Annotated in this window: 10 protein-coding genes and 2 pseudogenes; 6 read left to right on the top strand and 6 right to left on the bottom strand. The window is 57.1% G+C overall.

Going from position 1 to position 11,579, the window contains the following annotated elements; all coding sequences use genetic code 11:
* The 4 genes from AC1DO7_RS34685 to AC1DO7_RS34670 all read left to right on the top strand — a co-directional run.
* A partial coding sequence (locus tag AC1DO7_RS34685) for a GntR family transcriptional regulator (protein WP_477117145.1) occupies nt 1-337 on the top strand: 337 nt, incomplete at its 5' end.
* 214 nt (nt 338-551) lie between these two features.
* The gene (locus AC1DO7_RS34680) at nt 552-1,865 is read left to right on the top strand and encodes an MFS transporter (RefSeq protein WP_441624327.1); all 1,314 of its coding nucleotides are present in this window, start codon (nt 552-554) and stop codon (nt 1,863-1,865) included.
* A gap of 494 nt (nt 1,866-2,359) precedes the next feature.
* Nucleotides 2,360-3,598: a formamidase gene (gene fmdA, locus AC1DO7_RS34675; RefSeq protein WP_477117144.1), complete on the top strand. Its 1,239-nt coding sequence runs from the start codon at nt 2,360-2,362 to the stop codon at nt 3,596-3,598.
* Between the two features lie 24 nt (nt 3,599-3,622).
* Nucleotides 3,623-3,970 (top strand): FmdB family zinc ribbon protein, encoded by a 348-nt coding sequence (locus tag AC1DO7_RS34670; RefSeq protein WP_441624324.1) that lies wholly within the window; start codon nt 3,623-3,625, stop codon nt 3,968-3,970.
* Nucleotides 3,971-4,429: 459 nt separating this feature from the next.
* Here AC1DO7_RS34670 and AC1DO7_RS34665 read toward each other — a convergent pair whose 3' ends face one another.
* The 4 genes from AC1DO7_RS34665 to AC1DO7_RS34650 all read right to left on the bottom strand — a co-directional run bounded on the left by AC1DO7_RS34665 (nt 4,430) and on the right by AC1DO7_RS34650 (nt 8,739).
* A complete protein-coding gene (locus tag AC1DO7_RS34665) occupies nt 4,430-5,221 on the bottom strand; it encodes an IclR family transcriptional regulator (protein ID WP_441624322.1) in 792 nt (263 codons plus the stop codon).
* A gap of 30 nt (nt 5,222-5,251) precedes the next feature.
* Complete coding sequence (locus tag AC1DO7_RS34660; protein ID WP_441624320.1) at nt 5,252-6,004, bottom strand: IclR family transcriptional regulator; 753 nt, start codon at nt 6,002-6,004, stop codon at nt 5,252-5,254.
* Nucleotides 6,005-6,396: 392 nt separating this feature from the next.
* The gene (locus AC1DO7_RS34655) at nt 6,397-6,801 is read right to left on the bottom strand and encodes a cupin domain-containing protein (protein WP_441624318.1); all 405 of its coding nucleotides are present in this window, start codon (nt 6,799-6,801) and stop codon (nt 6,397-6,399) included.
* Nucleotides 6,802-7,683: 882 nt separating this feature from the next.
* Nucleotides 7,684-8,739 (bottom strand): porin, encoded by a 1,056-nt coding sequence (locus AC1DO7_RS34650; RefSeq protein WP_441624316.1) that lies wholly within the window; start codon nt 8,737-8,739, stop codon nt 7,684-7,686.
* Nucleotides 8,740-9,611: 872 nt separating this feature from the next.
* Between AC1DO7_RS34650 and AC1DO7_RS34645 the strand changes: the two genes are divergently transcribed.
* Entirely contained in the window at nt 9,612-9,950 is a 339-nt protein-coding gene (locus AC1DO7_RS34645; protein WP_441624314.1) for a hypothetical protein, read from the top strand.
* 195 nt (nt 9,951-10,145) lie between these two features.
* Here AC1DO7_RS34645 and AC1DO7_RS34640 read toward each other — a convergent pair.
* Nucleotides 10,146-10,407 (bottom strand): annotated as a pseudogene (locus tag AC1DO7_RS34640) (formaldehyde dehydrogenase, glutathione-independent); the annotation flags it as partial.
* Nucleotides 10,408-10,420: 13 nt separating this feature from the next.
* Between AC1DO7_RS34640 and AC1DO7_RS34635 the strand changes: the two are divergent.
* Nucleotides 10,421-11,146: pseudogene (locus AC1DO7_RS34635) on the top strand (IS3 family transposase); the annotation flags it as partial.
* Here the strand turns inward: AC1DO7_RS34635 and AC1DO7_RS34630 are convergent.
* Nucleotides 11,130-11,579, bottom strand: a 450-nt coding sequence (locus AC1DO7_RS34630; protein WP_477117143.1) for a GntR family transcriptional regulator, incomplete at its 5' end; no start/stop codon positions are given. The pseudogene AC1DO7_RS34635 and the gene AC1DO7_RS34630 overlap by 17 nt on opposite strands.

The following is an 11,579-nucleotide window of genomic DNA, read 5'->3' as shown; positions in this document are numbered from 1 at the left end:
CGGCAACCATGCCTCGGATATCGAGGAATGGGAAAGCTGTAACCGCGCTTTTCACGGAGCATTGATTCGACCGTGTGGCATGCCGAGACTGCTGCGCACGATCGAGGAATTGCATGTAGCTCGTCTGAGATATATGTACGCAACCACAACCAGTACAACTTGGGACCCTCAGTCACAACAGGAACATCATCAGATTCTTGATGCCGTCCGCCACAAGGACGTCGAGCGCGCATGCGGTCTGATTGAGCTGCATGTGCTCGAATCTGCTGAAATTATAATCAAGGCGTTGCGAAACCGGCACGAGCAGTTAGATAAGTTCGTCGACGTTCCGACCTGATTACTCTTGCCACTCTTTTTCAAACTGTTCATCACCCTCAGCAACTGCACACCTTATTTACTACCACATTAAAATTCCCAACGATAGCGCATCCCAAAATAGCAAAACCACAGACACTTTATTTCCTTAGAATTTTTTAGAAAAATTGACTGCGAAATCTACTCGTAGGATAACGCACGTCAATTAAATATCAAAATATACAGGAGACATAAGCATGAAATCAGAACCACTCTATAGAAAGGTGGCATGGAAGTTACTGCCATTCTTGTTTATCAGCTATGTCATAGCCTATCTAGATCGCGTGAACATTGGATTTGCCGCATTGCGCATGCAGCATGATCTCAGCTTCAGTGATACCGCATACGGATTTGGAGCCGGAATCTTCTTTCTAGGATATGTACTGTTTGAAGTTCCGAGCAACATGTTTCTCACGAGAATCGGTGCGCGTAAAACCATCATGCGCATCATGATCGGTTGGGGGATACTTTCCTCTGCCATGATGTTCGTGCAGAATCCAACGCATTTTTACATCCTACGATTCTTCTTGGGTGTATTCGAGGCCGGGTTCTTCCCAGGAATTATCCTTTATCTCACGTATTGGTTTCCCGCGCATTTGCGAGGAGGTATTATTGCAATCTTCATGTCCGCGATCGCGGTTGCCGGTATTGTGGGGGGTCCCGTTTCTGGATGGATCATCACATTTATGGATGGCGTACATAATCTCCATGGATGGCAATGGATGTTTCTCCTGGAAGGGGCGCCAGCAATCGTACTCGGCATCGTCGCCGCGTTCGTTCTGGCTGATGGACCGCAAGACGCGAAATGGCTGACAGAAACCGAGCGCGACATAATTGAACGCGACACCAAAACCCCCAGGGGAAATAGCGCGCATTCCATGGCTTCTGCTGTTCGTGACGCCCGCATTTACGCACTGGCCCTTGTCTACTTTGCGGTGATGTGTGGGTTGTATATTCTCGGATTCTGGCTACCTGGCATGATTAAAAGCTATGGAGTGTCCGATCCCTTCCACATTGGCCTCCTGACCGCAGTCCCGTACATTGCCAGCACTATTGGCATGGTCGTCATTAGCCGACATTCGGACGCGACCGGAGAGCGGAGAAGGCACTTGGCAGGGTCTATGTTCGTCGCCGCAACAGCTCTTGTAGCAAGTACGTTTGTTCCAAACAACTTGATTCTTGGGCTCATCGCTCTAAGCGTGGCAGCAGTTGGCCTCTATGCGTCGATGCCGCTTTTCTGGACTATCCCTACTCGTTACCTGTCGGGGCAAGCAGCCGCTGGCGGAATTGCCCTTATCAATTCGCTCGCTCTGATTGGGGGATTCGTCAGCCCGACCGTGCTGGGCTTCTCAAAATCAACGACTGGCAGCATCAATATTGGTATTTACGTCTTCGCCGTAGTTCTGAGCGTAGGCGCGCTCGTCCTGCTCGTTGCCATGCCGGAAAGGCTCCTGAAAGACTCGAACACTATAGACACCGAATCGCCGAAGGAGAAGCCCGCAATCAGTTAGTAGGGCGGCCTCAATTGTTCAACAGAGAGGCGTGACTGCAGGTGGTACCTATGTGCAGCGTGACATCGAATGCGCATCAGGGTGTGCTGACGCGCCTTTTTTATGAAGTGTGCCATCAACCAATGTAACGACCTCCTGTCGAGGTACAACAGGTAAGGTAGTGAACGGCACCGCAACCGAGCAGTTGGGTTCACATGCCCTAGAGATATATCGGACCCGCACGCGGCATTGAGATCACCGAAGTGATAGCTGCACGAACGCCTTGCAGAACAGCCGGCGGTCCAGAGTTGAAATGCAGATCAACTGTTCGTGAGACCGCGCAGCGTGACTTACGTGGACGACGCGCGGTGGATGTACAGCCTGGTAGCGAAAAAACTGCTTGCCCCCTCCGACTGCATTCCGCCCCTTCCGGCACCGACACCAGCCGGAGAGGCGTAGTGCGTTTTCCACCCTGAACTATTCCGACTGAGTTTTTGCCCCAAAGGAGCGAACACATGCCTGACACTCTCATCAAGGTCGACCTAAGCCAGTCCGCGTACGAGAACGACCAGATCCACAATCGCTGGCATCCGGACATTCCCATGGCGTGCTGGGTAAGTCCCGGTGACGACTTCATCCTTGAGACCTACGACTGGACCGGCGGTTTCATCAAGAACGACGACAGCGCAGACGACGTGCGTGACATCGACCTTTCTATCGTGCATTTTCTTTCCGGCCCCGTAGGCGTGCGCGGCGCCGAGCCCGGCGATCTCTTGGTGGTCGATCTGCTCGACATTGGAGCCAGGCCGGACAACCAATGGGGCTTCAATGGTTTCTTCTCAAAGGCAAATGGGGGCGGCTTCCTGACTGACCACTTCCCGCACGCCCAGAAATCCATCTGGGACTTTCACGGCGTCTACACGAGTTCGCGCCATATCCCGGGCGTGAACTTTGCCGGATTGATTCACCCAGGGCTGATTGGCTGCCTGCCAGATTCAAAGCTGCTGGAAACATGGAACGCACGAGAGACCCAATTGATTGCGACAGCACCCGAGCGCGTACCGCCACTTGCGAATCCGCCATTGGCGGCGACAGCCCACATGGGTAAGCYGACCGGCGTCGCCCGGGACAAGGCCGCCGCCGAGGGGGCACGCACGGTAYCGCCGCGCGAGCACGGTGGCAACTGCGATATCAAGGATCTATCACGCGGGTCGAAGGCTTTCTTCCCGGTCTATATAGACGGCGCAGGCCTCTCGGTCGGGGATCTCCATTTCAGCCAAGGCGACGGGGAGATTACGTTCTGCGGTGCCATCGAAATGGCCGGCTGGGTGCACATGCGAGTGAATCTCATCAAGGGCGGCATTGAGAAGTACGGCATTCGGAATCCGGTGTTCCAGCCCAGCCCAATTACTCCGGTATACAACGACTACCTAATCTTCGAAGGCATTTCGGTCGACGAGCACGGTGGGCAGCACTACCTCGACGTTACTGTCGCCTACCGCCAAGCGTGTCTCAATGCGATTGAGTACCTGAAGAAATTCGGCTATTCGGGCGCGCAGGCGTATTCCCTGCTGGGATGCGCACCGGTGCAAGGGCATATCAGCGGGGTAGTTGACATTCCGAACGCTTGCGCGACGCTTTGGCTGCCCACCCAGATTTTTGACTTCGACATCAGGCCGAATGCCGATGGCCCCCGCAGGCAGGTGCACGGCGGCCTGGACTTGCCGTGTTCGCCAGACCTGGTGGAGCCCTAAGCGACATCCGATAGGAGGTTCCTCATGCCCATCTACGACTTCGGGTGCGCAGATTGCGGCCCGTTCTCCGTCCTGCGACAGATTGGAGACCGCGAGAATCCTTGCCACTGCCCAAGCTGCGGCAGAGAAAGCAAGCGCCTGATATGTGCGCCGTCACTCGCGTTGATGGCCGGCTCAAGTCGCGTCGCTCACGCAACCAATGAGCGGGCTGCTCATGCGCCGCGCCAGTCCACCGACGGGGGGCAGCTTCGCCACAGGCAGAGTTGCGCTTGTTGCTCAGGCGAGCGCGCGTCTCTCGCTGGCGTCAGCAAAAAGACTTCTTCCGCCGGCCTAAAGCAACCGTCAGGTCGCCCATGGATGATCAGCCACTAGCGCGGGACGCACGCCAGCGGGTTCAGCTTGTGAGCTTCGCAAGCTGAATCTTGCTTTGCGCCAGGGCCACCACCAGGAACGAGATCGCATGGCCCAAAGAGAAGCCCATCAGATGACGATGGCGGGCTTTGCTCAAATCTCGGAGGTGAATAATGGCACGAGAAAGGCACGATTCTGTAGGAGCGTGCCGACTTCAATGTAAAGCGCTGGCGCGGAGCGGGACGTTGGTGTTCCGCCCGTTCGTCGCCGCCTGCCTCGACGCCGGCCATCCCGGACGGCCGCGCATTGCTTTCGTGCCCGGCATCAACACTCAAATCGGCTATCCTTTATGCCCGCCACTATGGCCGGCTCAGGCCCCAGCTTTTCCACTTATCCGACTGTCCGGATTTCGGCCGCGGCCTCTGTCCCCGCATTTCCAGAATGAAAGGCGCGGCGACTTCGAGCCACGCCTTTCTTACTTCAGGACTCGCCATCGATTGCGAGGAGGCGCACTTCCAGCGCTGCGGCAGCAGTCTTCAGTGCAGGTATAACGCGCTTACGGATCGCAGGAATGTTTGGTTCGACGTCGACGGCGCCACAACTCAACGTCATCAACGTTCTAGAGGTGCCAACCCGGACCGGCAAGGCAATGCCATAGGCATCACGTTGATACTCCCCAACCGACATGCAAACGCCGTTCGATCGCAGATCTTCGAACGCGGCGGCGAGTTTCACTTCCATCATTCCCCTCTGGCCGCTTGCCGAGCGAAGCAATTCGCTGATATATCCGGCACGTGCGCCATCGTCCAGAGCCCACAGGAACGCTCGTCCCACGGACGTTGAGCCCATCGGCAGGAGCGAGCCCACACCGAGCCGCAATGTCGCAATTCTTATGCCGGATCGGTAGGCGATGTATAGCATGTCGAGATGGTTCGGGACCGCAAGCGCAACGGAGACATTCAGCCTGTCGGCTAGGTCTTGCATTAACGGATTTGCCACGCTGATGACCGGGTTGGCTTCCAGGTAGGCATGCCCGATACTCAGGGACCCGGGCGCCAACTCGAATTCGCGGCCTCCGCTGACGCGCCGCAAGAATCCCACGCGAATGAGAGTGCTCGTGAGGCGGGACACGGTTGCCTTCGAAAGGCCGGTACGGCGCACCAACTCGACGTTGGTCAATGGCGCGCGGTCGGCTCGAAAGGCCCGCAGGACCTGTAGTCCGTGCTCCACTGTCACTGTCACGCCTGTCGGATCCGGCATCTGTGTAGTCATGCTGCTTCCTCCGCGCGGTCTTTCCGCAATTTAGGTGGCGAACAATGCCTCCTCCTGCAAGGCATGCGCCGTTGCCGCAAGGCGGGGGCCCAGTTCGCGATCGGTGCGAGCCCGACTCATTCTGGCGCCTGGACCAATGCATGCGATTACCAGCGGTGCATGTCCGGGAAGGTTGACGGGGGTGGCGACTACGCCGAGTTCGGGCTCCCATTCTCCAATTGATGTGCAAAAGCCTGAATTTAACGTCTCGGAAATACCCTCTCCGATGCGACGTCTGAGCCGTGGCCAGTCGCGCGCCATCTTTCGCTCCACATTGCCAAGCAAGTAGAAGCGTTCCAACTCTGGCAAAGACGCGAGCAGCGCCCATCCGAGCGGGGACGAGGCGATGTGCAAGCGCGTTCCAACGGGCAGACGCAAGTCTATCGCCGTACTCTGGCTAGTGCACGTTGCCAGCACGATCAGATCCAAGCGATCGCGAATGGCGAGTACGACGAATGTCTGACTAGCGTCGGCAAAGGCCTGCATCTTGACACGTGCAAGCCTGTGTATCGTGCGATGCGCAATCGCACCGTAGCCCAACGAGAGCACGGCGGCTGATAAGCGGTACTTGCGTCGCTCTCGCGAGTAACGGAGATAGCCCAGAGTAACAAGCGAGTGAAGCATGCGGGAAACAGTAGGAGCCGGAATGCCGGTGTGAGCGGAGATCTCCTGATTACCCAGCCATTGCTCTTCGGGTGTGAAGGCACTAAGCACCGCGAGACTACGTGCGAGGGGTGCAACCATGGGGCCGCTGTCCTTGCCGCGGCCCGCGTCCTCTGCCTGCCGATAAGGATCTCTACTCGATACTGGTAATGCTAATCGAGCGTGTTTTCGGTCTGCCGCTGCAATCTGCCTTGTCATTACACTTTCCGAAGGGAGCGCACACAAAATCATTTAACGAAGCGCGTCAAGGCGGGTCAACCCGGGCTCTCGATATGTTCCGTACATTGAGAGGCACGCGAAAATTGACCGGCGCCTGAGGCATGTCGCCGTGTATGGCTTCGACCACAAGTTTGCAATAAAGCACTCGCGGCGGCTAGTACACGGTCCCATTCTGTATTGCCGATGCCGCCATGCAACCAGTGTATGGCTTTGTAGAACTCGACACAGCCCAATCTGCTTCGCGCTGCGTACAGCTACTCGGATCGAACGGACGGGACACCTGATGGGGATAGGTCTCGCAGCAGGGGACTGTCGCCGTCAATCCAATCGCCGCGCGGGGGGGTGAAGATGTCGTATTCGAGCGTGTCTTCAAGCACTTCGGCTCGATGGGGAGTATTAGCCGGAATTACGACCACTTCCCCGGCTTCTACCAGTACGCCATGCTCGTTGGTCTCGTCCAGCCAAAACCGCATTGCACCCCTCACCACGAACGTGAACTGCTCGTTCGGGTGGGCGTGGAGTGGCACAAGGTCCCCCTTTCTTAAGGTCACTTCGCCGATCATCATGCGTTCCGACGTGATGAAACGGCGCGTGATGCCGCCGAGAATGGTTTCGCTCGGTCGCTCGGACCATCGATAGTGCAAGGCGACTTGAGACATTTTTAGCTTCCGTCATGGTCAGGGGGTCGAGGTTTTATCCGGCCACGCGGCGCGCGAACGGCCAAATCATCGGGGTGATCGCTAACATGCAGCGACGCGGCCTTTTGCGTCAAGCCTGCAAAGGTGATTGTTCCGTACCTCGGAATATCGGGCTCGCCCGATTCTGTGCGTTGAGCGGCCCCCTGTCTGTTTCGGGAGCGGCGCCGCATCAAATGCCTACGAAGCCGGGCGAGCAATTCGCCTCCTGTGCCTAGGCCTAACTCCCTTCGAGATTCCGAAGGTAAAGCTCGCCGCCAGACTGAGATGTCCTATCTAGCCTTTGGATCTTCCCCCGTTTCTGCGGGCCGCAGACCGGCGCGGTCAGCGGCTCCAAGCCGATGGCCGAGGCAAACGCCCTAGTTTTGTCAGCCGTGTGCAATCTGCTGGCTAGGATATTTAGCAGCGACTTCCCATGGGGTTCGGTATTCGAGTTTCGAGCCTGCGTTGCCGGTTGTAGATGCTCGATTTATTCTCGAATGGATGCAATGGCCGGGGCGCGCGTCGCGTACCAATGGTGCTACAACCGCCAAACAACCTTCCCCAGAAGCTCTCTATTGGCGCGTTGTCACAGCAATTTCTTGCACGACATCGGGACCACGATGGTCATGAATGCGGAACTATCTCGAAGTTTTGAAGACGTGCTCCTGCACGCCTACTTCGAAGCGCTCCTCGGCAGAACATCGTTCAGATGAAGCTTGTGTTCTCGACATATTTCCCACAGAAGGTGCCATTACCCCTCAGAGGCTGAATCCCGGTGGGCATGCCGCCGCGCCTGCACACCTCGAAATATGTCGATGCCCCCGTCAAGGGACGGGGACTCGATACTTGTTCGCTGGCCGTGCGCTAGAACACGTGCCTCGCGCCTACTACTAGCCCGGTCTGGTTAATACCGGGCGCAGTTGTTGTGCCTAGCACCACGCCGAAGTTAGAGGCTCCCTTGTTGTTCATGTAGGAAGCATTGGCGTATAGGCTAGTGCGCTTGGAGAGCGCATACAAGGCCGAGAGCGCATAGCTGTTCGCATCGGAGGAGGATCCGCGCATGTCAGTGCGATAAGCGCCCGCGCGCAGTTCGAAGCCGGGCGAAAAAGCGTAGGAAGCACCGACCCAGTAGAGGTTGGAGCGGAAGTTTGGGGTGCTGATGCCGCTTTGAAGATAGCGATAACCTCCCATTAACCCAAGGGCGCCGAAAGAGTAGCTCAGCGCCCCAACATATCGGCGCTCGACAGCGCTTGCCGTGGCGGTAGACTGCCCGCGGCGTTGATCGAAGGCCAGTGCCATTGAGATGTTRCCCGTCGTGTAGGTCGCACCCGCGCTAATCTCCTGTCCGATCCTGAAGGAGCCAGGCACCTCGCCGCCGTTGACTACCGTCGTGTCATAGCCCGGGGTATAAAGTCCCGTCACAGTCAGTCCGCCCAATACGCCCGTGTACTTGATGACATTGTCTGCACGGTTGGTGAACTGCGCGTCTTGCGACAGGATTGAGTAGGTGGAATAGCGCACCGGGTCGAAGGGCACGAAGATATCAAACAGTGTGTTGATCTGCCGGCCCAGCGTGACTTGCCCCCAACTCCCCGCAATGCCCACGTAGGCTTGCCGCCCAAACAGGCGTCCTCCCTGCGCCGAACTTCCGTTGTCGCTGTTGAAGCCGCTTTCGAGAGCAAATACGGCAGCTAGGTCTCCGCCCAGGTCTTCCCTGCCGCGCAGGCCCCAGCGCGATCCCGCCGTATTGCCCGACGCCATGCGATAGACGTTTGAGGAGCCAGTGGCATCGGCGTGATTTACATACTCGATTCCCGTATCGATCAAACCATAGAGGGTCACGCTGCTTTGCGCGTGCGCGCTAGCGTTGCACAGGCCGCAAAATGCGGCAGCCACGGCTGACAAGGTCTTCATATTCATGTCTTCTCCACCATCTCTCTGTTTTTGCTGTAATGCGCCAGACTGCTGCTCCCAGCGTGCGCGCGTTCCGGTCGACAATCGAGCAGCCGGATGTTTCAGCCCGAATGTAGTGGGCCTATTTTTGTCGAATCATCCTGACCGACATCGTGGTGAACTACGCCGGACAATTTACACACGCCGTTTACGACGCGCATCCAGAATGTCTTTTGACGCTGAGGCGACGTCAACCTATCCGCCCCATAGGTTCCGTACTTCGAGAAGGATCACGCATACAGAACGCCATACGCGGACTGAATGCAGCGCCAACTGCATCGTCGGTGTGTGAGGAGACGCGAATCAAAGTACGGAACGAACCTACCGTGACCGTTGACGTACTCGCATTCGACACCGCAGCATAAATATCTGGGAGATCCCTCAGAGGAGAGTACGGAGCATGATCCGAGATGCAATCGGTGCGATAGCTTTTCGCGCTTTGTATGGGGACGGCGGATTCACTATGAAGAACAAAACTGCGACCCATGAATCCCCGCGGGATATCCTTGATGGCATGAAGAGAATGAGTCCAATTTGACCGACCATCACTGAAAAGTAAGAGGGATTGGAACTAACGATGGAGGGGGAAGTGCCGACCATTCTTGAAATTGATCGCGCTTCCTCAGCCGACCGATCGCCAATCGTTATCACGGGATACTGAATCGCAGGCCATCCTGCTTGAGTGTTTCGAAACACAGCGATTTCGCTACGTTCCGCGGCTTAGGACGAGCGAACAGAATGTGCATCGCAAACGGCATGAAGCGCTTCATCACAATCGCGCCGCACGCCGTAAGCCTCACGGTGATCGTATATTGACTCTTACTTAAATGGAGAAATGCGTGAAAAACTCGACGTATGGCTCTTTTTCGACTGGTTTGCCGGCTGACCCGAGAATGGACGCGGAGAAAGAGTTCGAGTTTGCGACCAAGTCGGCCAGAATGGAGCTGAAGCAGGCTAAGGATCGTGCGGATTCAGAATTCTACAAGACGCTTAGAAATACGGCATCGATGGATCAACAAGCGATCTCGAATGCACAGACGCGCTTTGCGCAGGCGTTAGCTATTGCGAGCGAAAACTATCACCAAGCGCTCGCGAACGCTGAACGGGTCCGCCTCCGCACCACTCTCATCACGGAGGCGCCGATCGATCGTAGAGCATCGCCTGCCTCCCTGGACTAGGGGAAGAGCTGATCAACAACGTTCCGAATAACGTTGCCAACGGTTTCGGCTTCGTCCGTGCATTGGATCGCAATGCTCTCGCCCACTGCCGCCTGGGCGCTCGGCACGAACTCTTCGAGGGTTGGGCGGCGCTGCCGAACAGGCCGCCGGCCGCCGCTACCGTCCCAAAACCTGCCGATGCGGATCGATCACGAACTATTTGGGAACCCCGGCATACGAACTCCGCGTATGCCTGCGGCCCCTCTTCAAGGGTAATGAGTTTTACTCCAACCACGTCCGCGATGTGGATGCAGTCCCACAGAATTGCCTGCATGAGTTGCCGGTTGTAACGCATGACCAGCGTTTGTCCAGTGCGAAAGCTGTGTGATTTCGCCCGTCCGAGCGCGAGGCGGATGCTTAGACTGCCACGTCGTGCCGCCGAATCGCTAGCGCCGGGATCGTCGGTCACGTAAAGGCTCAGCGATGCGGTCTTGAAGCTGATGCGCTGGATCGACGAGCTGCATCTGGATGCATCCCTTCGCGGGCGCGCATGCTGGCCCGCCTGTTGCGACGGGAGGGTGTCCAGATCGGCCACCGGCGCGTGGGCACGCTGATGAAGCGCATGGGCATCGAGGCGCTGTACCGTCGGCCGAACACGAGCCGCAGGAATGCGGCGCACAAGATCTGGCCGTACCTACTGCGCGACCGGAAGATCAATCACACCAACCAGGTGTGGGCGCTAGACACGACCTACATTCCGATGGCGCGGGGCTTCGTGTATCTGACGGCGGCGGTGGACTGGGCCAGCCGCAAAGTACTGGCCCACCGGGTGGCGATCACTCTGGAGAGCTGCCATGCTGTCGAGGCGCTTGAGGTGGCCTTTGCGAAATACGGCACGCCGGAGATCGTCAAGACTAACCAGGGCAGCCAGTTCACCGCCGCGCAGTTCACCGACGCCGTGCTTGACCGCGGCATCCAACTGTCGATGGACGGCAAGGGCAGTTGGCGCGACAACGTGTTCGTCGAACGCCTTTGGCGCAGCGTCAAGTACGAGGAGGTCTATCTAAAAGCCTACGACTCGGGTCAGCCATGCGCGCCGATCTATCGCTAACTACCTGACCTGGTACAACCAACGACGACCCCATTCCAGTCTGGCAGACCAGACCACGGATGAGGCATACTTCGCCACACTGCCAGCGATCAAATCGGCAGCCTGACTGCCCCGGCGCTTCCACTTATAAACTCCGGATCTCTGTCCGAATAAGCGAAGCCACCTCTCAGTGCCTTGATTACGATTTCTGCTGACTCGAGCACATGCTGCTCAATCAGACCGCATGCGCGCTCGACGTCCTTGTGGCGGACGGCGTCAAGAATCTGATGATGTTCCTGTTGTGACTGAGGGTCCCAAGTTGTACTGATTGTGGTTGCGTACATATATCGCAGACGAGCTACATGCAATTCCTCGATCGTGCGCAGCAGTCTCGGCATGCCACACGGTCGAATCAATGCTCCGTGAAAAGCGCGGTTACAGCTTTCCCATTCCTCGATATCCGAGGCATGGTTGCCGCGTTCGATTGCTGTGGCTGCGTCAGCGATATCACTGTCCCTGATAAGCGGTACTGCTACCCGCAGCGCCAAGGTTTCCAATGC

This window comes from Cupriavidus sp. 05N40 (genome assembly GCF_056397305.1).
The sequence above is the reverse complement of the archived record's forward strand: the minus strand, read 5'-3'. Positions and strand labels throughout refer to the sequence as shown.

What these genes read in the sequence shown, in the direction of transcription:
- AC1DO7_RS34680 (WP_441624327.1), top strand. Translation starts at nt 552, where the DNA reads ATGAAATCAGAACCACTCTATAGAAAGGTGGCATGGAAGTTACTGCCA.
- AC1DO7_RS34670 (WP_441624324.1), top strand. Translation starts at nt 3,623, where the DNA reads ATGCCCATCTACGACTTCGGGTGCGCAGATTGCGGCCCGTTCTCCGTC.
- AC1DO7_RS34665 (WP_441624322.1), bottom strand. Translation starts at nt 5,221, where the DNA reads ATGACTACACAGATGCCGGATCCGACAGGCGTGACAGTGACAGTGGAG.
- AC1DO7_RS34660 (WP_441624320.1), bottom strand. Translation starts at nt 6,004, where the DNA reads ATGGTTGCACCCCTCGCACGTAGTCTCGCGGTGCTTAGTGCCTTCACA.
- AC1DO7_RS34655 (WP_441624318.1), bottom strand. Translation starts at nt 6,801, where the DNA reads ATGTCTCAAGTCGCCTTGCACTATCGATGGTCCGAGCGACCGAGCGAA.